The sequence below is a fragment of the Paenibacillus sp. T2-29 genome (assembly GCF_052921365.1).
Window position 1 is genome coordinate 113,074 of record NZ_JBREVE010000002.1, and the last position, 23,889, is coordinate 136,962.

The 23,889-nt window shown below is 46.9% G+C and carries 22 protein-coding genes; 2 read left to right on the plus strand and 20 right to left on the minus strand.

Annotation, left to right across the window (positions count from 1 at the left end):
* Window positions 1-31: 31 nt before the first annotated feature.
* From ACU1JV_RS06200 to ACU1JV_RS06255, 12 genes are all read right to left on the minus strand, one after another.
* Window positions 32-1,039 carry an HRDC domain-containing protein gene (locus ACU1JV_RS06200; protein WP_165081451.1) on the minus strand — a complete coding sequence of 336 codons (1,008 nt, stop codon included), beginning with the start codon at window positions 1,037-1,039 and terminating at the stop codon, window positions 32-34.
* Window positions 1,040-1,205: 166 nt separating this feature from the next.
* Entirely contained in the window at window positions 1,206-2,084 is an 879-nt protein-coding gene (locus tag ACU1JV_RS06205) for an ROK family protein (protein ID WP_172800007.1), read from the minus strand.
* A gap of 219 nt (window positions 2,085-2,303) precedes the next feature.
* A complete protein-coding gene (locus ACU1JV_RS06210; RefSeq protein ID WP_013370112.1) occupies window positions 2,304-3,200 on the minus strand; it encodes a 5'-3' exonuclease in 897 nt (298 codons plus the stop codon).
* Window positions 3,201-3,272: 72 nt separating this feature from the next.
* Window positions 3,273-3,638 carry an arsenate reductase family protein gene (locus ACU1JV_RS06215; RefSeq protein ID WP_013370111.1) on the minus strand — a complete coding sequence of 122 codons (366 nt, stop codon included), beginning with the start codon at window positions 3,636-3,638 and terminating at the stop codon, window positions 3,273-3,275.
* A gap of 44 nt (window positions 3,639-3,682) precedes the next feature.
* Window positions 3,683-4,642, minus strand: a complete 960-nt coding sequence (locus ACU1JV_RS06220) for an RluA family pseudouridine synthase (protein WP_165081560.1) — start codon at window positions 4,640-4,642, stop codon at window positions 3,683-3,685.
* Between the two features lie 21 nt (window positions 4,643-4,663).
* Window positions 4,664-5,227 carry a cob(I)yrinic acid a,c-diamide adenosyltransferase gene (locus ACU1JV_RS06225; protein WP_013370109.1) on the minus strand — a complete coding sequence of 188 codons (564 nt, stop codon included), beginning with the start codon at window positions 5,225-5,227 and terminating at the stop codon, window positions 4,664-4,666.
* Window positions 5,228-5,245: 18 nt separating this feature from the next.
* Window positions 5,246-5,815 carry a hypothetical protein gene (locus ACU1JV_RS06230; protein WP_058829253.1) on the minus strand — a complete coding sequence of 190 codons (570 nt, stop codon included), beginning with the start codon at window positions 5,813-5,815 and terminating at the stop codon, window positions 5,246-5,248.
* A 100-nt stretch (window positions 5,816-5,915) separates the two neighbouring features.
* On the minus strand, window positions 5,916-6,122 hold the full coding sequence (locus ACU1JV_RS06235) for an aspartyl-phosphate phosphatase Spo0E family protein (protein WP_013370107.1): 207 nt from the start codon (window positions 6,120-6,122) through the stop codon (window positions 5,916-5,918).
* Window positions 6,123-6,237: 115 nt separating this feature from the next.
* The gene (locus ACU1JV_RS06240) at window positions 6,238-7,449 is read right to left on the minus strand and encodes an aminotransferase class I/II-fold pyridoxal phosphate-dependent enzyme (protein WP_081317831.1); all 1,212 of its coding nucleotides are present in this window, start codon (window positions 7,447-7,449) and stop codon (window positions 6,238-6,240) included.
* 12 nt (window positions 7,450-7,461) lie between these two features.
* Window positions 7,462-7,962: an Lrp/AsnC family transcriptional regulator gene (locus ACU1JV_RS06245; protein ID WP_013370105.1), complete on the minus strand. Its 501-nt coding sequence runs from the start codon at window positions 7,960-7,962 to the stop codon at window positions 7,462-7,464.
* Between the two features lie 143 nt (window positions 7,963-8,105).
* Window positions 8,106-8,492 carry a spore coat protein gene (locus ACU1JV_RS06250; protein WP_025676375.1) on the minus strand — a complete coding sequence of 129 codons (387 nt, stop codon included), beginning with the start codon at window positions 8,490-8,492 and terminating at the stop codon, window positions 8,106-8,108.
* A 32-nt stretch (window positions 8,493-8,524) separates the two neighbouring features.
* On the minus strand, window positions 8,525-8,761 hold the full coding sequence (locus ACU1JV_RS06255) for a hypothetical protein (protein WP_013370103.1): 237 nt from the start codon (window positions 8,759-8,761) through the stop codon (window positions 8,525-8,527).
* Window positions 8,762-8,875: 114 nt separating this feature from the next.
* Here ACU1JV_RS06255 and ACU1JV_RS06260 point away from each other — a divergent pair, with 114 nt between their 5' ends.
* Complete coding sequence (locus tag ACU1JV_RS06260; protein ID WP_165081449.1) at window positions 8,876-10,114, plus strand: NAD(P)/FAD-dependent oxidoreductase; 1,239 nt, start codon at window positions 8,876-8,878, stop codon at window positions 10,112-10,114.
* Between the two features lie 68 nt (window positions 10,115-10,182).
* Here ACU1JV_RS06260 and ACU1JV_RS06265 read toward each other — a convergent pair whose 3' ends face one another.
* From ACU1JV_RS06265 to ACU1JV_RS06280, 4 genes are all read right to left on the minus strand, one after another.
* Complete coding sequence (locus ACU1JV_RS06265) at window positions 10,183-11,436, minus strand: MFS transporter (protein ID WP_165081447.1); 1,254 nt, start codon at window positions 11,434-11,436, stop codon at window positions 10,183-10,185.
* A 116-nt stretch (window positions 11,437-11,552) separates the two neighbouring features.
* A complete protein-coding gene (locus tag ACU1JV_RS06270) occupies window positions 11,553-12,260 on the minus strand; it encodes a hypothetical protein (protein ID WP_137078144.1) in 708 nt (235 codons plus the stop codon).
* Window positions 12,261-12,314: 54 nt separating this feature from the next.
* Complete coding sequence (locus tag ACU1JV_RS06275; RefSeq protein ID WP_165081558.1) at window positions 12,315-12,728, minus strand: DUF350 domain-containing protein; 414 nt, start codon at window positions 12,726-12,728, stop codon at window positions 12,315-12,317.
* Between the two features lie 52 nt (window positions 12,729-12,780).
* Window positions 12,781-15,150, minus strand: coding sequence for an endonuclease MutS2 (locus ACU1JV_RS06280; RefSeq protein WP_165081445.1), 2,370 nt, complete (start codon window positions 15,148-15,150; stop codon window positions 12,781-12,783).
* A gap of 153 nt (window positions 15,151-15,303) precedes the next feature.
* On the opposite strand from ACU1JV_RS06280, the gene ACU1JV_RS06285 reads away from it, so the two are divergent.
* Entirely contained in the window at window positions 15,304-15,663 is a 360-nt protein-coding gene (locus tag ACU1JV_RS06285) for a phage holin family protein (RefSeq protein WP_013370097.1), read from the plus strand.
* Window positions 15,664-15,811: 148 nt separating this feature from the next.
* Here the strand turns inward: ACU1JV_RS06285 and ACU1JV_RS06290 are convergent, their stop codons facing one another.
* The 4 genes from ACU1JV_RS06290 to abc-f form a co-directional block, all read right to left on the minus strand.
* Window positions 15,812-17,836, minus strand: a complete 2,025-nt coding sequence (locus ACU1JV_RS06290; RefSeq protein WP_165081443.1) for a DNA repair protein — start codon at window positions 17,834-17,836, stop codon at window positions 15,812-15,814.
* Between the two features lie 208 nt (window positions 17,837-18,044).
* Window positions 18,045-20,492, minus strand: coding sequence for a phenylalanine--tRNA ligase subunit beta (pheT, locus tag ACU1JV_RS06295; protein ID WP_413985818.1), 2,448 nt, complete (start codon window positions 20,490-20,492; stop codon window positions 18,045-18,047).
* A gap of 28 nt (window positions 20,493-20,520) precedes the next feature.
* Complete coding sequence (gene pheS / locus ACU1JV_RS06300) at window positions 20,521-21,552, minus strand: phenylalanine--tRNA ligase subunit alpha (RefSeq protein WP_013370093.1); 1,032 nt, start codon at window positions 21,550-21,552, stop codon at window positions 20,521-20,523.
* Window positions 21,553-22,000: 448 nt separating this feature from the next.
* Window positions 22,001-23,851 carry a ribosomal protection-like ABC-F family protein gene (abc-f, locus tag ACU1JV_RS06305; protein WP_413985817.1) on the minus strand — a complete coding sequence of 617 codons (1,851 nt, stop codon included), beginning with the start codon at window positions 23,849-23,851 and terminating at the stop codon, window positions 22,001-22,003.
* Window positions 23,852-23,889 lie beyond the last annotated feature (38 nt).

The following is a 23,889-nucleotide window of genomic DNA, read 5'->3' on the forward strand; positions in this document are numbered from 1 at the left end:
GTACTTTAGGGCACTTCCAATCGTCTCTATATTATCCAACATGTTGGTCAGGTACCTCCTGATGGCGGAACCGTATACGAATCAATCGCAATCGCTCATAAATTTGATCCATTCCTGTTTCCGTCGCTTTTTCTTCTCCATACACTTTTAGCATAATGGGCTTGAGCAGCGTATCTCCCAACTCTGCATAAGCAGACCAGATGGCTGCTTGCTCCTCCTCAGATACATGTGCCAATTCCGTGCAGATCAGCTTCTCCATATCCATTCCATCCCTATCCAAATGTTCCACAGCTTCAATCATTTCTCGACGGTGCAAGCCTGTCTTCATTCCGATATGCTCCAGTGAAAGACCGTCCGAAATACCTTCGATAATCGCTCTAGTCAGGCTAAACTTGTTTAGTTCCTGTCTGTACTGGTTTTCTTTTTGCTTGTACAGCCATGACAAAAAAACTTCTTCTTCAAGTTCCTCTGTTACCCAGTTCAGCGGAAATGGCGTAGTCCGATCATTTTGCTTCGTAATAGCCAATAGCTCCGTCCCATATTGCGACACCTTACCCAGGCCCATACCAGGCAGTTCTAACAATTCTTCTTCGGTATGAGGAAGAAAGACACTGATGAGTCGAAGTAGTCGATTCGTAGCGATAAAATAAGGTGCTTTTCGCTCAGCTGCTGCCTTTTGCCGTCTCCACATTGTCAATTGTTCATACACCTCATCACGCGGAAACAAATCACTATAGCAATACAGCTTTTGTAGCGTTTGTCCACGTCCCGATGATCCTTCTTGTTCATGAAAAACGCCATGAATTAGAGGCCTGTAGCCCTCAGCCATCTTGAGCGCCAGCTCATGACGGTATACATGCAGTAATTCCTGCCACAAACTCCCCTCATACCAAAGATCGTCTATACTTTCATCTGGGACATGGTGTGTGCTCCAGCCTGCACTCCATCCCCCTTCATGTTGTCCAATCCATACCTGCGCAAAGTCCTCACAGCCCTGTTCATTCCGTTTGGACAAGCGATTTAAAAATACAATCTCCATGATTCTTCCTCCCTCATATAATTAGATTACTGACCCGCACAATACAAAAATGCAAAAAAAAAGCACCTATCCCGCGTATTCGCAAGAAAGGTGCTTCCCTTTTTGATCCGTACTATGCTGTTGCCTATATGATAACCGGACCTTGGAGTACCGTCAACCATAAATTCTAAGAATTCAGCTTTTCCTTGGCCAAAGCCAGAGCTCCGCACAATCCAGCATTGTCACCCAATCCTGGAGATACGATATATTGCTCAATTTCTGTAGTCAGACTTGAATGCTGTACATACCCGTTTAAAAGTTGTTGAAGCTTGGTACGAATGAGCGGGAACAGCTGATCCTGCTTCATTACTCCGCCGCCCATAATAATTTTTTGCGGTGAGAGGATTAAAATATAGCTCATTAGAGCCTGTGCCAGATAATGCGCCTCCATTTCCCAGGCAGGGTGATCCACAGAAAGCTCGTGTCCTTTAACCTTCCATCTTTTTTCGAGCGCCGGACCGGCTGCCAGTCCTTCCAGACAATCTCCATGATATGGACATGTGCCCTCATAGTTATCCTCTGGATGACGACGTACCAGAATGTGTCCCATTTCCGGGTGGGACAATCCATGTACCAGCTTTCCGCCAACCAAAGCACCCGCTCCGATGCCTGTACCTATTGTAATATACAGACAGTTGTCCAATCCTTTAGCCGCACCCCAAATGGATTCACCCAGTGCTGCTCCATTTACATCCGTGTCAAACCCCATAGGTACATCGAAATGCTCCTTCAGTTTGCCAATCAGATTATAATTTCCCCAATGCGGCTTTGGCGTTGTTGTAATATAACCATATGTATCACTGCCTTCGATAGGATCAATTGGTCCGAATGAGCCTACACCCAGCGCTTCAATCCCTTTGCCTTCAAAAAATGCGATGACATTCTCCATGGTTTCTGCTGGAGTTGTTGTTGGAAAGCTTGCTCTTTCCAAGACCTCCCCACGTTCATTTCCGATTCCACATACGAATTTGGTGCCGCCTGCCTCAATTGCTCCCAATACTGTCATAGCTGTTGTAATCCCCTCTCCATGATCTCTCTTCACTATATTCACCTGAAACGAGCCTAAGGTCAATCCCCTTATCACAATTGTATAAAATCCTTCACATGGCTATATATCTTCGCTGGCATAATGGCATATAAATAAGGACACTCACGCACCAAGCGTCAGCATCCCTATATAACTTAGTCTATCTGAAATGTACATCCCCAGCCTAACAGCTCTTCATTATGATCCGGTTGCGACACCCATCAACGTACACAAGCTTTTCATTTCAAGTTGCTCAAATTTGTCGACAATTTGCACGTGATCCAGTGTCAACAGACAGCTGTCTAAAGCACATGCAACAGGCACATCACAGTGAATTTTAGCAAGTTTGCGTGAAAGATGCAGCATATCCAAATCACTCTCGATCTTTTTACGGACCGACGGTGTCAATTGATCTAGATTTTCCAGAATGCCTTCAATGGAGTCGTATTCCTGCACCAGCTTGAGGGCCGTTTTTTCACCAATTCCGCGTACTCCCGGGTAATTGTCACTTGCATCACCCATCAGACCTTTGAGGTCCACCACTTGGCGCGGCTTAAGCCCTTTTTCAGACAACAGCGTCTCCGGGGTATATACCATGTAATTGCCATGTCCTTTTTTCATAATAATGACTTGTGTCCGCTCATCTACCAATTGAAGTAAATCATGATCTCCCGATAGAATCATGACATCCATGTCCTCATTTTGCGAATAATGGCGTGCGAGCGTACCGATGCAATCATCCGCTTCAAAGCCTTCCGCCCCAATGTTGGGAATGCCGAGGCTGTCCGTCACTTCACGGATCAAAGTAAATTGAGGAATCAAATCATCTGGCGCGTCGGCTCGGTTTCCCTTATACGCAGCAAAATGTTCCCCACGGAATGTCGTTCCGCCCATATCCCAGCAGCAAATGACGTGTGTAGGATTAAAGGTTTGGACTGCATCCCAAAAATATCGAATAAAACCATATATGGCGTTCGTTGGTACTCCAGCTTTTGTACGACGGATATAACCGTTTGCAGCGGTTGCATAATAAGCACGAAAAAGCAGGGCCATGCCGTCAACCAGCATTACGGATTGTTCATTGCGTTGTGTCACAGATTGTATTGCTCCCATTCATCATATTATTTAACCCACACAGTATAACATATCATGGTGGTAAATTGGGCGTTACTGAGCTCCCCATGTCCCCTCAAATGTTTCCTCTTTGAATCCTACCGTTACTTTACTCCCGTCAGTTACAATTGGACGTTTGATTAATCTTCCATTCGAGGACAAAAGTGAAATTTGCTCTTCACGGCTCATGCTTCCAAGCTTATCTTTCAGCTTTAACTCTTTGTATACTTCACCACTTGTATTGAAAAACTTTTTCAACTCCAGCCCGCTTTTATTAATCAAGTCTTCCAGTTCCTCCGGGCCGGGCGGTTGTTCAAATATAGGAATCAGTTCCGTCTCATGCCCCTTGTTTTGCAGCCATTTCACTGCATTACGACAGGTGCTGCATTTAGAATATTGATATACTTTCAGTTGGCTCATCGCTAGATTAACCTCCATTTAGTTTCAATCTATTATTGAATATTTTATTCTGGATGATATTGAGCTCTTAACAGCTCTTGCATTCCGATCATATCGTCCGGCAGAGGAGCGTAAAACGTCATCCGCTCCCCGGTCACAGGATGTACCAAGGACAATTCCGAAGCATGCAGGGCTTGTCGAGGCATCCTCGCATCAAGCTGATCATATCGCTCACGCTGCACAGCGTCATTAGGTGTAATCCGGTACATTTTATCTCCGATCAACGGGCAACCGATATATGTCATGTGCACCCGAATTTGGTGCGTACGTCCGGATTCCAACTTTAGACCGATGCGGCTTCCTCCGCTCCACACTTCCTCTAGCTTATATAGCGTAAGAGCAGGATAACCATCCGGGGTCACCATGCGCAAATGCGGATTATCCGGGTTGCGGTCAATCGGTCCGTCCACCCTGCCTTCCTGCTGCTCAGGGCGCCCATGCACCAAGGCTGTATAGCGTTTGTCCACCGTTCCCGCAATCATCTGTTCGGAAATATGCTGATGGACATACGGATTTTTAGCTACAACTAGCACGCCCGTCGTCTCCTGATCAAGACGATGAACAGGACGAAACCGAAACAGCTCCCCCTTGGTCTGCCAATAATGCACAACCCCGTTAGCCAGCGTCCCTGTGTAGTGACCATGAGTCGGGTGGACAATCATGCCCGCCGCCTTGTTCACTACTAACAGATGTTCATCCTCAAACAAAATCTCAAAAGGAATGGGTTCGGGTAAAATATCGTCGGAACGCTCGCGTTCCATGCGAATCTCTACTCGATCCCCGGACTTTACCTTTACGCTGATATACACACGTATCCCGTTCAGCATGATCCCCTGTTCGGTCAGCTTGAGTTTGGATATGAGCTTACGAGAAATGTTCATACGTTTTTGGAGAATGGTCTTCAACAACATGCCCTCCTCCTCAGGAGGGATCATATATACGATAGGTTCATAGTACAAGCTCATCACAAATTCCCGATTGCCTCCTTATTTGCGGAACACCTTTTTGCTGCGCACATATTCGACATCGGGCACACCCTGACGCACATTCGCTGTGCGAGCCACAACAAAGAAGTAATCGGACAGGCGGTTCAAATACCGACGTACCGCGGGATTGATATCTGTGTGCTTACCTAGTGTAACCGCACGGCGTTCCGCGCGTCGGCAAACCGTGCGGCAAACATGAAGCGTCGAAGATAATGTGCTTCCTCCCGGGATAATAAAGCGCTCCACCTTTGGATTTTCCTCCTGGCATGCATCAATCCAGCCTTCCAGCCGCTCTGCCAGCTCGTCTTTTACCTTATATTTACTTTCATTAATTTTAACAAACGCCAAATCCGAACCACAATCGAACAGCTCCTGCTGTATTTCTTCCAATTGAGTTCGAATGTCCGCAAACTTCTCCCCTTCGGCAAAGCTGATTGCTTGTCCTACAAAGCTGTTCAGCTCGTCAATGGTACCGTACGCCTCCACACGGTCGTCATCTTTGGACACTCGGCCGCCGATCACAGAAGTTTGTCCTTCATCGCCTGTTCTGGTATAAATACCCATATCATTCCATCCCCTTTATCATTCTGTGAGTGCTTTCAGTACCTTGATGGCTTCTTCCTTATTGCTAGTGCGTGGCGGTACAGTAGCAAATAATGTGTTTGAGTTATATTTTAGGTCCTTAAACATCTTCATCTGCTCCACCGGAATTCCGAATAAATGGGTTTCCTTGATTACATCCGTTCCTTCTTCCTCTTGCTCCTTTTTCTTAAATACGCCGCCCTCGAATACACCCCGCGCATACGTCTTTTTGTCAAAGGCATCATCTAACGGTAGATTCGAACCATTCTGTCCATACAACTTCATATCCTCTTCCGGCAAAAGAAACAAATCATGCTCTCCGGCCGCATATTCTACGACCAGTTTCTGCTGGTTGTACAGTGGGCTGACTGATATCTCGATCGTCGGAGCCTGTTCGCCCAGCTTATCCTTAAGCTTTTGTGCCAGTTCGTCACGAATAACTGAAGCATCCCCTTTATCCATAATAAATATGGAAAAGCTGTCCTTGTCCCGTCCCCCACATCCAGCCAATAGTATAAGTGCTATGATCCCGATAATCCATGGCGATATCCTTTTTAGCCCTGCTCTCATATGTACGCCCCCTCTTCCATGCCACTAATATATCATAAGTTGTGAATGCAAAAAAAGAAGGCCTTGCGGCCTTCTTCGTAGCTACGGTGACTTCACACAGTTACACTCTGCATTCCATACCGTACAGCTTCATGTATTCATTGATTTTCAAATCAAGCTTGCAGCTGATCTCGATGACAAGATCAGAGGTGAAGGACTGCTCTTCCTGAAACGTCCGCATCATCTCATTGCGCAGGAACAAAATTTCATCTTCCAGGGAAATGTCGTATCCTATTGAACTCGGCGACTTATATCCAACATATGACATGAGCACTCCTCCTGTAATTGAAAAATTGAACTTCCTGCTTCCGATTTCAAATTATAGCATAGAAATTTAGAAATAAAAGACTATTTTCTATGAATTACCCATAAAAAAAATAATTTTAACCTTCTTTTTTAACTTTTTCAACAAAATGACCAATCCGATCCAGAGCTTCCGTCAGCTGAGTGACAGAAGTCGCATATGAGCACCGAAGATAGCCTTCGCCTCCCAAACCAAACACATTGCCCGGTACAGCTGCAACTTTGGCCTCTGCCAATAGGCGCTGCGCAAATTCATCCGAGCTGAGTCCTGTGCTTTGAATACTCGGGAAAACGTAAAAAGCCCCTCTTGGCTCGTGGCATTCCAGACCAATGTCGCGGAATCCCTCAACCATCAGACGACGACGCTGATTATAGGCTTCTACCATTCGATCTTTCTCACCCATACCATTTCGCAAGCCTTCCAGTGCTGCAACTTGGCCCATAGAAGGCGCACACATAACAGTGTACTGATGGATTTTGAGCATAGCAGCAATCAAATCAGGATGCCCGCAAGTATATCCAATACGCCAGCCAGTCATGGCGAAGGCTTTGGAAAAACCACTAACGAGAATCGTACGATCCATCATACCCGGTACCGAAGCAAAGCTGACATGCTTGTCGCCATAATTCAATTCGGCATAGATTTCATCAGAGATGACGATCAAATCATGCTTTTCCACGATTTCCGCAATCGGAAGCCAATCTTCATAAGTCATCGTAGCCCCGGTCGGGTTGCTCGGATAGCATAAAATCAACACCTTGGATTTTGGTGTAATTTTTGCCTCCAGCGCCTCAGCCGTCAGCTTAAACTCATCCTTGGCAAACGTTTCAATACCGACCGGAATCCCGCCTCCAATCGAAGTGATTGGAGAATAGGAAATGTAGCACGGCTCAGGCACCAGAATTTCATCACCAGGTACAATTAAGGCGCGCAACGCAAGATCAATTGCCTCGCTACCTCCAACTGTTACGATAATCTCATTTTTAGGATCATAGCGGACGTCAAATTGCTCATTCAGATACTCACTAATCGCTTCACGCAGTTCTGGCGTTCCCGCATTAGACGTATAGCTGGTGAAGCCTCGCTCCAATGAATAGACACAGGCTTCCCGCATATGCCAAGGGGTTGTAAAATCCGGTTCGCCTACCCCCAGGGTAATAATGTCCTTGTTACCACCCACCAGGTCAAAAAACTTACGGATACCCGATGATGGAATCTCGCGTACCAATGGGGATAAATAAGAACTCATGGCCTTGTTACTGTCGGTGAATGCTTCTGTTTTGAAATTCATCATGATCTTCCTTTACGGCGAAATCATCAGACGATTATCTTCCTGATGGTCCTCAAAGATAATTCCGTCCTGCTTGTATTTTTTAAGCGTAAAATTAGTCTTGGTAGACAAAACCGAATCAATAGGGGATAGCTTCTCCGACACAAAATTAGCGACCTCACGGAGATTTCGGCCTTCCACCTCTACCAGCAAGTCATATGCTCCGGACATGAGATAAACAGATTTAACTTGCGGATACAAATAAATCCGTTCTGCAATCCCTTCAAATCCTCTTCCACGCTCAGGTGTAATCTGCACTTCGATCAAAGCGGTAACCTTTTCGTCGTCGACTTTGTCCCAATTGACTACAGCGGCGTATTTGACGATCACATGTTGGTCTTCAAGCTCTTTAATTGAGGTGCGTACGTCTTGCTCGTCTACCCCCAGCATAGTAGCCAATAGAGTCGGTGTTCTTCTTGCATCTTCTTTTAACAATTCCAGCACTTTTAGTTTTAATTCATTCAGCTCTGTCATTCTACATAAGGCCTCCATCGAAAGAGATTACTATACATCATACAATACGCACTTTAAACCTGCAAAGAAAAACCGTCCGCCCCGGTAAACCCGGCAGACGGACGGCTGTTATGGGAAATTGCTTCAAAAACGGAAAATCCCGTTTACATATAATAAGGGTTGCTTTGATGAGTAGATTGGCCTTGCTGATGCATAGGTTGACCATATACTCCCGCGGATGACGACTTCTGCTGAATGAACTGTTGGCATTCCTGTTGGGTCTTGCGAGCTTCTTGAATCTGTTTATCCAAATCGATGCGCAGCGCTTTAGTCGGAGCGGTGTACATATTATTCTGGCTCATTAGATGATACAAATCACCTTGCAGACGCAATGTATCATTCGTAAGGTCGGTGAACATCTGACGCACAGACGGGCAATTGGATTCTGTCGTCGCTGTTGTGTACTCGCGCACTGTACGTTTCATATCAGCAAGAATGGTATAGAGCAAATCCTCTTCGGGCATAAATGACATATTGTTTTGTGAATACATTCTGTCAAACCTCCTTTATTAGTTAGTCCAAATTACTGCTGCGGCTGCATTGGAGCAAGCTGCTGATGCTGTTGAAGAGCATTAGAAAGCAGATTCAAGTGGTGCTCATGAGTTCTTGCCAGTTGCAAACAGGCTTGTTGGATGGCTGGATGCTGAATAGACGCCGCTGTGGCCGCACATTGTTTGAGTAGTAGTTCTTCATTGGAAATGGAGTCCACGATGTACTCCAGCTCTTTGCCTGACAAGGGTTGCATGTTCGTAGATTGCATAATCTCTGTGCCTCCTTAAATGTTTTGTTGCACGCTGGTTATCTTGTCCCTTTGGCGAAATACTATGTACGCATAAGAGATACTACATATTACCTATGAGGAGTGCTATTTTATATGGAGTTGATAATCGGGAAAACATATTGGCCTAATACCTTGGAGCAGACGCTTGATTTTCCGCCTTTGGCAGAGGATTTAAATTGTGATGTATTGATTATCGGGGGAGGGATGAGCGGATCCATTTGCTCCAGGTTATTGGGAGAACAACAGATAGACACCGTGGTTATTGACAAGCGCAAGCTGGTACACGGAAGCTCTTTGGCCAATACAGGACTGCTGCAATATAGCAATGACAAGACCTTAACCTCTTGCATCCACACGTTTGGTGAAACGAACGGCGTACTGTTTTACCGCATGTGCAAAGATGCTCTGGATCAGTTAGAAAAGCTGTCCACCACACTGGATACAGACCCTACCTTTATTCGGCGCAGCAGCCTGTACTATGCAAGTACGTGGGAGGATGTACTGATGCTTCAGGAAGAGTACGAACAGCTAACCCGATTTGGATTTCCAGTGGAGTTCTGGGATGAGCAACAAGTTGCTGCCCGATTTCCTTTTCGAAAACCAGCGGCGTTGTACACACATGAAGATGCTGAAGTGAACCCATTTTGTTTTGCCCAGGGGCTGCTGCAATCTGCCAACCGTCTTGGTGTTCGCTTATATGAGCATACGGAAGCCAAGCATTTTGATTTCAACGATAATGAGGTCGTTTGTCATACCAGCGGTGGAATGATCCGAGCAAAAAAAGTTGTTTTTGCAACAGGTTATGAAACACAAGAGATTAAAGCCGATCGCGGGGCCGTTCTAGAGAGCTCTTATGCTATCGTCACCAATCCAATCGAAGATGCTCCCTTATGGCATGAGCAGTGTCTGATCTGGGAAACTGCTCGTCCTTATCTATATATGCGCTCCACACCGGAGGGACGGATCATTATTGGTGGTTTGGATGAACCTATATTGGATGCCAGCCAGCGTGAAATCAGGCTCTTACATCAACAGCAAAAGCTGCTACAATCGCTAAAGGAATTTTTTCCCGGTGTCCCATTTCAAATCGACTATGCTTGGGCAGCTGTATTTGGTTCCTCTCATGACGGCTTGCCGTATATTGGTCCACATCCGCGTTTTCCAAATTGCTACTTTTTGGAGGGTTACGGAGGGAATGGAGCAGTCACGAGTATGATGGCAGCACAGCTATTGGCTGATGAACTGACGGGCATACACCGACCTGAAATGGAGCTTTATTCTCTGACTCGTTCTACCAAACCCTCGCCCGAAACAACGGAACCGATGATTTAATTGGGATATAACAAAACCTCCTTTTCCTATATAAATGGATTTGGAGGTCATTTGTATGGAATTTTCAATTATTCGGTTTGCTTGTGCAAGCGTCGTGCATGGGAATCGGACTTGCTTTGCTTCGTTTTTTGTTCCATTTTGAGTACACTTCGCATGAAAATCCATCCAATCACTGGCATCAATGCAAGTCCAATCAACAACCAGATCATCGCCTCAGGGGCCTTGCTTATACTTAGGACACCCAAGAAAATCAATGTTCCCGTCAACCGACCTATCATTAAGCATAGTTCGCGCAACACCACCAGTTCCACTCTCTGATTAGCGTCTCCTTCACTCGTACCCATTAGATCAAAGCTCGCAGAGATCATAGGAATTAAATACAAGGGCATGAATAAAGCGGTGCCAATCCCCATAATCAGCAGCGTGCTATACTCCATACGCCACAATAGCGGTAAAAGCGCGATCACCAACAACACGGCACCCAACAACATACCAGCCGAGCGATAGTGTGGCTTGAGCCATTTTCCGACAGCCCAAAAGCTGAAAAATGAAACCCCCGATGTAATAAGTGAAAACTGTGCTAGCTTCCATTCCTGTTGAGTAACTACATACACAAGCAGCGTAATCAGGAAAGCAAACACCCCTTCGCGAATGCCCTGCGTAACAAGCGATAACGACAACGGACGCCACATACTTCCTTTTTGTGACAATCGCTGCTTAGGCTCTTTCCAATTGTAATTTCCTGTCGGTTTACGCTTGCGAAGAAAGAAACTTAGCACCACTCCTACGACATAAAAGGCCAAGGAAATACTGAATATCACGCGATAACCCGCGTCATCCTCCATACGCGCAATAATCCAACCAGAGAGCCAAGGACCCACTATACCGGAAAATGAGCCCAGCAGGCCCACCCATCCGTTAAAATGATCGCGACTTGCCTGATCCGTGACTTCGAAAAAAATGACATTAAACGCCAGCCAAAATAAACCTAACGCTGCACCCAACAACATTCCGAGCGGCCATATGTAGTTTACAGCCTGCGGTCCCGTATACAACACGATTAGATAGAATAGACCGGACAATGCGGTTCCCACGCGCAGGGCATTCATTTTGTTATGTTCCTTGACCCACTTTCCAGCTACCCAGACCATAATTCCCAACGCAATTTGTTGACTGACATTAAACCATCCGATCATCGCGTAATCCTGCCTGCTTTTCCACAAATACACATTAAGAAATGTGCCGGACAATGCTGCTGCAAACACAAACAATCCATTCAAGCTTAATAGCAGAATGGATTGTCCGTTCAGGTTTGATTTCAATGCAGTTCCCCCTAACGGAAAAATCACCAATCAGCTTATTACGAGTCAGCTTGTTCAAAGATTTCTTTGATTTAAGATGCCCGTATTGAGCTTGGACCTATCCGGGGAATCGCTATTTAATTATTGGAAATACCGCTGAGCTTCTCCAGCATTCGCAGTCGGTCATTCTCTGACAAAGTCTGCTGAACATGGAAGCAGCTAGGACACACATAAACATTCAAGACGAACGGCAAATCCAGAACAGGCTTGCCGAGCACTGGAGATATCGATGGTTCGAAGCCTTCTCTGGTTACGGTTTGCGAACCCGCATGCAGCATGTACTCTCCGCATTGGGAACATTCAAGAACCTCATCTTGCCTGTCGAGTAATTGTTCAGCCCCTTGTTCATAAGCCATAAGATCCGCACCGCTTTCTTCGAATTTTTGTAAAGTATGCAGCACAGGCAGCTTATGAAGCTCATTATCCTGCAATAACGGTGCATCAGCTGGCTTTTCAGATACGACTTCATCCTCTGCCTCGTATAAAATATCCTGCTCGTCATCATCGCCAAGCTGAATACTCAATGTACGATAACCCTTTAGGTCTTCTTTTTCATGAGCATGGAGCGCCGGGGTTACAGAAACCGCATGATCATGTGTCGCATCTTCATGCCCATCCGTATGTCTGTGAACAGATGGAGAAACAGACTCAGACTCCTCTTCATCATCTGTTATGTCTGAATATCCTTTCAGATCATTATGGCAATAAGGACACTCTTCTTCAGGCCCTAATTCTTCATCCCAAATAATTTCCATGTTACACCATGGACAAATAGTCATTTCCAAGCTTATCATCCTTCCGTTCCAAAGCGTATACCAAGCTCTAGTATACAGGATGTGTCAAGTTACACTCGCACCAATCACATAAGATAACGATATTGAAATAATCATAGAGAACAAACCGACCGCACGGTTATCCTCTTTAATCTCTTGATCGATAGAAAATACCGGTGTCAGAAATTCAAAAAGGAAGTATGCCGCAAGTAGCAGTAAAAAACCAACGAATGACCAGATCATCGTATCATACACGCTGGATTTTACCTCCATCGCAAAGCGGAGCACGTTGCAAATACCGAACATTTTCCCACCCGTTGCCATGGCTACCGAAACATTGCCTCGCTTGATCTCTTCCCAGCATTTATAACGGGTTACCAGCTCAAAGCAGGACAAAAATACAATTAACTCCAGCACCGCCACGGAGAAATAACCCAGCATCATCCCCAACGGATGTGATAGCAATTCATCAATCGCCATCTTCACCTCGTCCCTCCCGTTCTACCAAGCGTTCTCGGTCAGCAATCCATATCTATTCCAATTCAGCAACCGTTACACCCGTGCCGCCTTCATTGTAGTTACCGATACGGTAGCTTTTCACATGCTTATGCTTGCGCAGGTACTCCTGAATACCGGTTCTCAAGACCCCCGTACCTTTGCCGTGAATAATGTATACCTGACCCAGATTGGCCAAAAACGCTTCATCCATGAAGCGGTCCACTTCCATCAGCGCTTCCTCCACGTTTGCCCCACGAAGGTCAAGTTCACTTCGCACATTATCATCCCGTGTTCGCTTAACGCCAGTCACTGGCTTTTGGACCCTTGAAGCCGTCGTTTGGGCAGGTTGCAGCAGCTCCAGATCATCGAGACTGACCTTCATTTTCATGATGCCCAGTTGAACGATAGCTTCCTTGCTGCCAGTCAGTTCAACCACATGGCCTTTTTTATTCAGACTGTGAACGGATACTTCATCGCCAGCCATGATGGAACGAGTACGCGTAGTGATTGAACGTTTGGCTGTACTTTTCTTGCGTTGCTTCGGTTCAGCTTCATCCAGTTCTTTACGAGCTGCAATCAGCTTGTGCTCCTTAACCGAGGCTCCCTCTTCCTGAGCCAATCTGCGCAAATCAGTAATAATTTTTTCTGCTTCACTACGAGCCTTATCCACGAGAACTCTTGCTTCGTCTTCGGCCTTTTCCAACATACGGTCCCGTTGTGACTCCAGCTTATCCAGCTCGGTCTGATGACGGGTACGCAATGCTTCCATTTCCTTACGCAGCTGCTCTGCTTTTTCCCGTTCTTGCTCAGCGGTCAAACGGTTCTGCTCCAGTGATGCAATCATGTGCTCGACGCGCTGATCTTCTTCCGTTACCTCGCCACGGGCATAATCTAATATCCGCCCTGGTAATCCCAATCGCTCGGCAATGGCAAAAGCGTTACTTCGCCCAGGTACACCAACCAGAAGACGGTAAGTCGGGCTTAATGTAGCGACATCAAACTCCATACTTGCATTAATAATTCCTTTGCGTTCATAGGCATACGCCTTCAATTCACTATAGTGAGTCGTCGCCACCATACGGCAACCCAGAGCATGTATATGCTCCAAAATAGACACAGCCAGAGCCGAACCTTCTGCCGGATCCGTTCCTGCCCCCACCTCGTCAAGCAATACAAGACTTTTGGGTGTCATATTTTTCAAGATGCTAATAATATTGGTCATGTGACTGGAAAATGTACTCAAGTTCTGTTCAATGCTCTGCTCGTCACCAATATCGGCATAGATTGCATCAAATACGCATAGCTGGCTTTCATCCTCAACAGGCACAAACAGTCCAGACATCGCCATCAAACTTAGCAGACCTATCGTTTTCAGGGTAACAGTTTTCCCCCCTGTGTTCGGTCCGGTAACGATAATGGAGGTGTACGAATTACCCAGTTCCACATCTATGGGAACGACCTGTTCCAACGGAATTAGAGGATGTCTACCCTTTTTCAGCTTCAAGTACCCACGATCATTCATTAAGGGCAGCGTTGCCTTCATTTCACGAGCGAGACGCGCTTTCGCAAAAATAAAATCAAGATTGCCCAAAATATCCACATCATACAGCAACATATCCGCTTGTTCTGCGACAAGTGCGGTCAGCTTTTGTAAAATGACTTCAATTTCACGCTCTTCTCTCAGCCTGGTTTCCCTCAGCTTGTTGTTCATGGCCACGATGGATTCAGGCTCGATAAACAATGTTGCGCCAGACCCGGATTGATCATGCACAATTCCGCCAAAATAAGAACGGTATTCGGCCTTGACCGGGATGACAAACCGATCTCCACGAATCGTAATCAACTGATCCTGAAGCATTTTGGACACAGTTGAGGAGCGAATCATGGAATCCAGCTTCTCACGAATACGCACTTCACCGGAGCGCAGCTCCCGACGAATTTGTGAAAGCTCTGTACTGGCCGAATCCAGCACTTCTGCATTTTCGTCAATACAGCCTTTAATGGAGTTTTCCAAACTTCTTTGTTCCGAAAGCTGCTCACTCCAATACAGCAAAGTTTCAACAGGATTTTCCTCATGCAAACTTGTGACATATACCTGTATACGGCGTGCAGCTTGAACCGTTGTCCGAATACCAAGCAACTCCTGCGGACTTAACGTTCCTCCAATACGGGCACGCTTCACCGCCGGAGTGATATCCACTACTCCGTTAAATGAAGGCACTCCTTTTAGTCGATCAGCAGCATAGGCCTCGTCCGTACCTTTCAGCAATTTCTTGATATGCTCCAAATCATCGCTGGGCTGTAATCGAAGGGCTGTCTGTTGTCCCGTTGCCGTTTGGGCATAGTGACTTAGTTTATTTAGAATTTTTTGATATTCAAGGGTTTTGAAAATTTTAGAGTCCAACTTCACTGCTCCTTTCACTTATATCTATATTATACCGAAAGCAGCAAACTTACGCTATTTGCCAACTATGCTTTACACATAAGAAAGCTCTTCATGCCACACACTAACCTTTGTCTAACCCTGTTAATTCAAAAAAACAAAGGAGGTTATTCCGTGAGCATTCTTGGGCACATTGTACGTTTCATCGTTGCCGCTCTGGTTTTGATGGTCGTAAGCTGGATCGTTCCCGGATTTAGTGTAGGCGGCTTTTGGAGCGCGCTGATCCTTGCCATTGTCATTGCCTTGATTGGCTACATCGTTGAGGCAGTGTTTGGTCGACGCGTTTCTCCATTTGGACGCGGTATTGTCGGTTTTCTAGTGAGCGCTCTGGTTATCTGGGTCGCTCAATATGTCGTGGCCAATGTTAGTGTTTCTATTTTGGGCGCATTGCTCGCTGCATTGGTTATCGGGATTATCGATTTGTTCATTCCGGTATCGACACCATTTGAAGCCGGGCGTAAGGAAGGGAAATAATTTCAGCGGACACTTCCAGCATAGCTGTCCCGAAGCAGATTCGTCTGCCAAAGGACAGCTTTTTGTCACTTACACTTCTTAGCGATCCATAAACAAACAATCCCCGGCCATGAGCAGCCGGGGATTGCCTTACAATTATAATCCGTATCTACTGATCCTGTTCGATAAGTTCAATCCATTCATTATACTCGGTTTGAAGCTTGGTGTATTCTTCCTTTAATTGACGTAATTCAGTCGAGATCTTCTCTGCATTTTCTCGGTCTACATCCTGTTGTACTTGTAATAAACGAAGCTGATGAGCTGCCATTTCATATTTTTGACCCACTTCGTCTAATTCAGACTGCAAGGCCATCCGTTCCTGCTCTATGGACTGCTGTTCTGCCTTTGCGGTGTTGGCAGCTTCAACTGCAGAACGAATCTCTTCCTGAAGTTGTTCCTTTTGTTCAATCGTTACCGCTATCTCCCGTTCCCAAGAAGCAAATTCTTCCTTACGGGCAGCATCTTCAGCTTCCAGACGTTCCGCTTCAGCCTTCAACTGATCGTATTTAAGCTGCCATTCCACAGATGCCTTCTCAGCATGTTCCAGTTCACTTTGCCGATCATGATTTTCCTGCTGGAGTTGCTTAATATGTTGCTCCAGCTGTCCAGCTCGGCTCTTCATGCTTCCATATTGCTCCAGAAGCGATTGATATGCCTTTACGCCCTCTTGCTCTCGGACTTTGGCTTTCTCAAGCTCGTCCTGAACGCGAATCAGCTCAGGCGATAGCTCCTTGATCTTCGCTTCAAGTTGAATTAGACGTTGCTGCTGTGAAGCATATTTATCATTAGCAGCTTCAACCTCAGTCACAGTCCGCTGTAGTTGTTGCTCTATTGCTTCCTTCTGTTCACGCGCTTCCAGCAGGGAAAGCTCCAACTCGTCGGCTGCCAATTGACGTTCTTCTGCAAGCTTCTTCCATGACTTCTCACTTTCAGCGAGCGTAGCCAGCTCGCTTTGCAGCTTGCGAGAAGATACATGAGCTTGCTCCAGCAGCTTCTGCATCCGGCGCTGCTCTTCCTCCAGCTTAGCCGCCTGCTGCTGCGTAGCCTTGGCTTCATCCAGCAATTGATCATATCTGTTTTGCAGTTCTTCACGCGCAAGCGTATCTGCCTGCTCCCGCTCTGTTGCCGCCTGTTGTTGTGCTTGCAGCTCAGCTTCCAGTTCGGACTGTTGTTGCTCCAATGCTGCAGCTTGCTCTTGAGCCTCCTTCAAACGAGAAGAAAGCTCTGCACTACCTGCCTGTACTTGTTCTAATTGCTCCTGAAGCTCCTCCATACGAATCTCCTGCTCCAGTGCAGCTTCCTCGGCACGTTTCTGTGCCTCCTCATGCTGGAGCTTTTGCTCATTTAGAGCCAATTCAGCCTGTTTACGTTCCTGCTCCAGCTGTTCATTCAGCCCGGAGCACTTGATCTGCCATTCGCTTATCTTCTGGCTATGCTCTTGCTGCAAAGCAGATCGCAGCTTGTCTAGCTCAGTGCGATTTCGCTCCTGATGAGCCTTTTCCGCAGCGGAAAGCTTAGCTTCAGCTTGTTTAGCCGCTTCGACTATTTCCTTCTTCAACTGCTCTTCTGTCTGCCGGACACGCGCATTCGCAGCCTCTTGCTGCTCTTTCAGCTTACGAGAAGCTTCTTGGCGAGATTCTTCCAATTCACGCTTAGCTTGTTTTTGTGCATTTTCAAGTTCAGCCGCTTTTTTCTCCTGCTGTTCAAGCTTTGCCCTTAGTTCGGCAATTTCCTTGGCTGACACAGATTCAGTCTCCACCAGCTTTTTCTGCGTCGTTTCTTTTTCTTCCCTCAATTGAACAAGGGCTTGATGCATATCTGTATTTTTCTGCTGTTGTTCCCCTAGAGCCGTCTGGAGTTGGGCCAGATCTCCCCGGAGCTCCGCCCGTTCCGCTGCCAAGCGGTTCATATGGCTCTGGATCTCCTGAATTTGTACAGCTTCTTCAGCCATATGAACCGCAGCCAGCACGGCAATTCGGGGCATATCCAGACGCGAATGAGCTTGAGAAATGCTGTGCATACGTTCATCTACGTAATTGGCAACCTGCTTCATATAATCACTATTACTGCCGACAAGTTTATAAGAAGTACCGTAGATCTCTACAGTGACGCGAGTACGATCTGGTGTAGTCACAATTATGCCCTCCTTCAATACTACTGTATGTTGATTCTAAGGTGTGTCCGGTACTAGGGTAACCCGCCTTCCGTGAAGCGTTCAACCTTATTAGTCCGGCTTCCCCGCAGCGGGTGAATATCAGAGTAGAGAGCTTCTATGATGATAGGCCAAAAAGCCGTATCGAACCTCTGTCACTAAGATTCGATACGGCTTCCCGCATTTCCTGCTACTTTCTCAATTCCGCTCCAAAAGTTTGTTCCAGAGACGTAACGACAGGAGAATGCGCCGCATTGATCTCTTCATCCGTCAACGTATGCTCCCAATGACGATAGGTCAGGGAAATAGCCACGCTTTTCTTGTCTTCACCAAGCTTGCTGCCTGTAAATACATCAAACACCCGTGCATCCTGCAACAGTTCTCCGCCTGCAGCGTGAATAACACGAAGCAGTTCACCTGCCTCAACGTCTTTATTTACCACGAGGGCAATGTCACGTTCCACGGATGGGAAGCGAGCCAGCTCTCTGAACTGAATATGGGAGTTTGCATGCTCAACAAGCTGTTGCAACGCAATTTCAGCTACATACGTATCGTTCAGTCCATAGGACTGTTGCAGTTCAGGATGGATCTGTCCAACCGTACCGATCCGTTGGGAGCTTCCGTTCACATCCAGCCATACTGAAGCGGAACGTCCTGGATGGTAGCTTTGCGGCTGGTCAGCCACATAACGAATGCTGGCACTTAGTCCGAAATAGTCAAACACCGTTTCAAGCGCACCTTTAATATCAAAGAAATCGACCTTTTCAGCTCCGATGTTCCATTGTTTCTCACGGCGTACTCCAGTCAACAGCAGACTCATCACTTGAATTTCTTGCGGCTGGCGGGTTAACGTTTGCTCTTCTGTATAGAATACAGTTCCCATCTCAAAAATCGCTAGGTTATCTTGCTTGCGATTCATGTTGTACACCGCTGTATCCAGCATCTGCGGAATGATACTTGTACGCAACACACTACGATCTTCACTCATAGGCATAGCCAAACGTACCGGATGGCTGCCTTCTGTTAGAGCGTTAAACAAAGCCGTGCTTTGCGGATGTACAAAAGAGTAACTGATCGTCTCCTGCCAGCCACCATGAGCCAGCAATCTGCGCAAGGAGCGACGCAGAGATTGCGATGCCGTCAAAGCTCCTGGAGTTGTTGGACCTTCAATCGGCGTGGTTGGGATATTATCGTAACCATACAGACGTGCTACTTCTTCGATTAAGTCCACATCAATGGTAATATCTCCACGGCGTGTAGGTACTTCAACTTCCAGCACCCCTGGCTCTGTGTCGCCGCATCCGAAATGAAGTCTACCAAAAATCGTCTTCACCTCAAGCAGTGACAGTTCGGTTCCCAAATATCGATTTATTTTATCTAGCGACAGCTTGATAATATGATTTTCAGCTTTTGCGGAAGCAGACTCTACAATACCCTGGTGTACAGTGCCCCCTGCATAACGCTGGATCAGCGCAGCTGCACGATTCACAGCAGGTATAACAGCACCTGGATCAACCTCTTTTTCAAAACGAAGACTTGCTTCCGAACGCAGTCCAAGTTGACGGGATGTTTTGCGAACTGTTCCCCCGTCAAACTTCGCAGATTCCAACGCAATGCTAACCGTTGCATCCGTAACCTCAGAGTTGGCTCCGCCCATTACGCCTGCTAATGCAATCGGCTTCACGCCGTCCGTAATCAGCAGCATATGCGGTTCCAGCTTACGTTCCTGATCGTCAAGTGTAATCAAAGTTTCGCCTGTAAGAGCAAGCCGAACCTCAATATTTCCATTTTCCAGCTTATCCGCATCAAAAGCATGCAACGGCTGGCCGTATTCCAGCATAACGTAGTTCGTAATATCTACGATATTGTTAATCGGACGAACACCTGCCGCCATCAGACGATTTTGAATCCATAACGGGGAAGGCCCCACCTTTACACCTGTGATATAACGCGCTGCATAGTGCGTACACAGTTCAGGAGTATCTACCTTTACGGACAGATGATCTGCCGCTGCATCGCTAACTTCTACTAGGTCCTTAGCGGGGTCAGCCAGCGAAATGTCACGTCCTAGAATGGCACTCACTTCATAAGCGGCTCCATGCATGCTCAGGCAATCCGAGCGGTTGGGTGTCAAATCAAAATCCAACACCTGATCATCCAGGGCAAGCAGCTTCGTAATCGATGTGCCAATTTCAGCATCCTCTGGCAGCACCAAAATGCCTTCCTGCAATTCTTTTGGCAATAGCTTATCATTCATGCCCAGTTCTCTGGCCGAGCAGATCATGCCCATGGACACAACACCACGCAGCTTGGCCTTTTTAATATGAAAATCTCCTGGCAGCTTGGCACCTACAACTGCAACAGGAACCTTTTGACCTGCATCCACGTTCTTGGCACCACACACAATTTGCAAGTCTTCTCCCTGACCCGCATCGACAATACACACATTCAGCTTATCCGCATCTGGGTGCTTTTCTTTGCTTTTGACATAGCCTACAACGACGCCAGTAATTCCTTGGTTACGATGTTCGACTTCATCAATTTCAATGCCCGAACGGGTGATTTTTTCTGCTAGCTCCTCCGCACTCACTTGATCCAGTGATACATACTCGGACAGCCAATCGAATGATACTTTCATATGGGTTCACTTCCCTTGATATAGTTGTTTATTGACGCGCAAACTGCTTCAAGAACGACAGATCGCTGTTATAAAAATGGCGAATATCATCAATGCCGTATTTCAAAATGGCAATCCGTTCTACACCCATACCGAATGCAAAGCCACTGTATACCTCGGGATCAAAACCACCCATTTCCAGCACTTTCGGATGCACCATACCACAGCCTAAAATTTCAATCCACACGCGCTCGCCGTTTTTCTTCACAAAAGTCACGTCTACTTCAGCACTTGGCTCGGTGAACGGAAAGAAGCTTGGACGCAAGCGGATTTCGGTCGATTCCCCGAACATTTCGCGTGCAAATTGCAGCAAAGTTCCTTTCAAATCACTCATACGAATGTCTTTTCCAATCACAAGACCTTCAATTTGGTGGAATTGGAAGGAATGCGTTGCATCGTCATCATCACGTCGGAATACCGTACCCGGACAAATCACCTTAATAGGCGTTTCACCCTTCATCGCCTCCATCGCGCGAATCTGAACTGGTGACGTATGAGTACGCATCAACAGATCCTCGGTCAGGTAAAATGAATCCTGCATATCGCGTGCCGGGTGATTTTTAGGCAGATTCAATGCTTCGAAGTTATAATAATCGGTCTCTGCCTGCGGACCCTCAGCCACTCGATATCCCATACCTGTAAAAATATCCTCGATTTGCTCGATCACTTTGTTAAGTGGGTGGAGCCCGCCTTGCGGCATTGCGCGTCCAGGCAACGTAACGTCGATTTTTTCTGCTTGCAAACGCTCATTCGTTTCTGCTTTCGTGAACTCGTCCTGCTTACGGTTAACGACCTCTTCAATCGCCTCACGCACCTCATTGGCTACCTGCCCAACAACTGGACGCTCTTCCGCGCTCAGCTTGCCCATACCGCGCAAAATTTCGGTCAACGCACCCTTTTTACCCGAATATTTAACTCGTAGATCAGCCAGCTCCTTAGGTGTTGCCACCTTCTCCAATACTTCCAGTGCTTCTTCCTTCAAGGCCAGCAAATGTTCCTTCATTTGGATGGTTTCGCTCATCGCCTGTTCAGTCCCCTTTCTTCATATCCAGCTTTTCAGACAACAAAAAAAGGTCTTTTCTCCCGAAAAGGGACGAAAAGACCGTGGTACCACCCTCGTTAGACAATGAAGTTTAGCAACCCGATGCGTTGCCTTATGGCAATCAGTACGGGTGTTCATTCATGCTATGCATCATCATCTCGCTCTACACGTTGTAACGGTCGTGAACCGGTATCCCCTACTTGCACAACCGCCATTTACATGACGCTTGAGGTTCAAGGAACTGCTCCGGAGCGAACTTCAACAGCCCAATATTTGTAGAAACGCTCTCAATCCTACGGCGCTTCCTCCCTGTTCAATCGGACACTGCCTACTCTTCTCCATCAAGACATTTTCAAAATACGAACTATTGCTCATTATTATATGCAAACTACTGCACTTTGGCAAGCAGCGCCTATATTTCATTCCTTCAGATATCGGGATCATTCAACTGATCTAGCTTGGCACGAATGCGCCTGATGTCGCTCAAGAGCTCCTCATTTTCTTCACTCGTCCCCGTCATTCCCATCAGTTCGGTAAGACGCAACTGTAATCGAAGACGTTCCTCCCGCTCCTCCTGATCCTTAGGCTCCCGGATACGGCTCCGTTCATCTTCTTGTTTTTCGTCGACCGTCCCTTCATAGATTTCATATCCGCCGCCCGGCTTCATATCGAGTAACCGAGTTGCCGTACAACGCACCAGCTCCCGGTCATGCGAGACGAGTACCAACGCCCCATCATATCGGCGTAAAGAATCCTCTACAATTTCACGGGTTTCAATGTCAAAGTAATTCGTCGGTTCATCCAGCACCAGCAGATTGGCTCCACTAAAGTACAGACGCAGAAAAGCTACCCTGCATTTTTCTCCCATACTGAGCGTTCCGATCCTTTTGAATACGTCCTCTTTGGCAAATAGAAAACAGCCCAGCACCGTTCTCGCTTCTGTTTGGGTCATTGTAGGGAGCGCAAGCAGACTGTCGAGCAACGTCTGATCCTCTGGAAACTGCTCCAGCTCCTGTGAAAAATATCCGATGTTCAACTGTGGGTTGGCTGTAATTGTCCCCATCTGCGGTTCGAGCTGACCTGTTAATAACCGAAGCAGCGTGGTTTTGCCAATTCCATTGGGTCCCCGAACAGCCAAACGTTCCCCACGTGCAACGTTCAGATTTAGATTTTTCACAATGACATGGTCGTCGTAGCTAAAGTCAACCTGTTCAGTACGCAGCAAATATTTAGCCTGAAAACCGCTATCTCTTAATTTCATGTGCAAAGACGGAGCTTCACGTGGTTGTTCTACCCTGTTAGCCTCCAGTCGCTCCAGTTCCTTCTCTTTCGCATGATAACGGGAGATATTTTTTTTAGCCTTGGCCTTATAGAAGCTCTGTGTAATAGCCACTTCGACTTTGGATGCGCTACGATGTGCCTGGTGAAACCATTCCCTGTAATTTCGAATCGTTTCCTCCAGCGCCTGTTTCGCCAGTTCCTGCTTCCGATAGCTCGCCTCCTGCTCTCGTTGTTCCCGCTCCTTTTGTGCTTTATATTCCTTATAACCGCCTTTATAGCGCCCAATACCTGTGGATGTAAGCTCGACTATACTCGTGGCCACCTGATCCAAAAAGGCTCTGTCATGCGATACAAACAACAGTGTTCCAGGATACGTGGATAGCCACTGCTCCAGCCAGAGCAAGCTTTCGGCATCCAAATGGTTGGTTGGCTCATCCAGCACCAGCAACTTCGGCTGCCTGACCATCAGTCCAGCCAGTCGTACTCTTGTCTTCTGTCCACCACTTAGATCACTATAAGCAATGGACCACGTCTGTGCAGGCATCCCCATTCGGGTGAGCGCCTTTTCCACCTCAGACTCCCAGGCAAAGCCTTGCAGACGCTCATATTCATCCATCAGCTCGCCGTAACGCTCCAGATGATGCTCCATATCCTTTCCAGCAGCGGCTAGATCAGCTTCCAGCTGTCCCAACTCTTGCTTGAGATCCCAGTGCTTAGGGCTGGCCTGCTGTGCGGTCTCCAGTGCGGTTCGAGACCCATCCACCGTATCCTGTTGCTTCAGCCAGCCGTGCTCTTCCAGCGGCAAATCATACTCTACTTGACCGGAGGTTGGCGCTTCATCTCCCAGCAATATTCGTAATAGCGTTGTTTTGCCGGCTCCATTTCTTCCGAACAGCGCGAGCCTTTCTCCTTCCATCACATCCAACGACACATTCTCAAATAAAGATGTCCCGTTCCATTCCTTAACTACATTGCGAACTCGCAAAATGGTTTTCATACCACGATCATCCTTTCCCAGTCCGGTTTTTATACCGG

Excerpts from the sequence above, each read along its gene's own strand:
- ACU1JV_RS06275 (WP_165081558.1), bottom strand. The coding sequence starts at position 12,728 with ATGGCGATTGATGAATTGCTATCACATCCGTTGGGGATGATGCTGGGT.
- abc-f (WP_413985817.1), bottom strand. The coding sequence starts at position 23,851 with ATGAAAACCATTTTGCGAGTTCGCAATGTAGTTAAGGAATGGAACGGG.
- ACU1JV_RS06250 (WP_025676375.1), bottom strand. The coding sequence starts at position 8,492 with ATGTATTCACAAAACAATATGTCATTTATGCCCGAAGAGGATTTGCTC.
- ACU1JV_RS06245 (WP_013370105.1), bottom strand. The coding sequence starts at position 7,962 with ATGACAGAGCTGAATGAATTAAAACTAAAAGTGCTGGAATTGTTAAAA.
- ACU1JV_RS06225 (WP_013370109.1), bottom strand. The coding sequence starts at position 5,227 with ATGGGTATTTATACCAGAACAGGCGATGAAGGACAAACTTCTGTGATC.
- ACU1JV_RS06205 (WP_172800007.1), bottom strand. The coding sequence starts at position 2,084 with ATGACAGTATTGGGAGCAATTGAGGCAGGCGGCACCAAATTCGTATGT.
- ACU1JV_RS06255 (WP_013370103.1), bottom strand. The coding sequence starts at position 8,761 with ATGCAATCTACGAACATGCAACCCTTGTCAGGCAAAGAGCTGGAGTAC.
- pheT (WP_413985818.1), bottom strand. The coding sequence starts at position 20,492 with ATGAAAGTATCATTCGATTGGCTGTCCGAGTATGTATCACTGGATCAA.
- ACU1JV_RS06220 (WP_165081560.1), bottom strand. The coding sequence starts at position 4,642 with ATGAGCTTGTACTATGAACCTATCGTATATATGATCCCTCCTGAGGAG.
- pheS (WP_013370093.1), bottom strand. The coding sequence starts at position 21,552 with ATGAGCGAAACCATCCAAATGAAGGAACATTTGCTGGCCTTGAAGGAA.
- ACU1JV_RS06215 (WP_013370111.1), bottom strand. The coding sequence starts at position 3,638 with ATGAGCCAACTGAAAGTATATCAATATTCTAAATGCAGCACCTGTCGT.
- ACU1JV_RS06235 (WP_013370107.1), bottom strand. The coding sequence starts at position 6,122 with ATGTCATATGTTGGATATAAGTCGCCGAGTTCAATAGGATACGACATT.
- ACU1JV_RS06200 (WP_165081451.1), bottom strand. The coding sequence starts at position 1,039 with ATGGAGATTGTATTTTTAAATCGCTTGTCCAAACGGAATGAACAGGGC.
- ACU1JV_RS06240 (WP_081317831.1), bottom strand. The coding sequence starts at position 7,449 with ATGAATTTCAAAACAGAAGCATTCACCGACAGTAACAAGGCCATGAGT.
- ACU1JV_RS06230 (WP_058829253.1), bottom strand. The coding sequence starts at position 5,815 with ATGAGAGCAGGGCTAAAAAGGATATCGCCATGGATTATCGGGATCATA.
- ACU1JV_RS06260 (WP_165081449.1), top strand. The coding sequence starts at position 8,876 with ATGGAGTTGATAATCGGGAAAACATATTGGCCTAATACCTTGGAGCAG.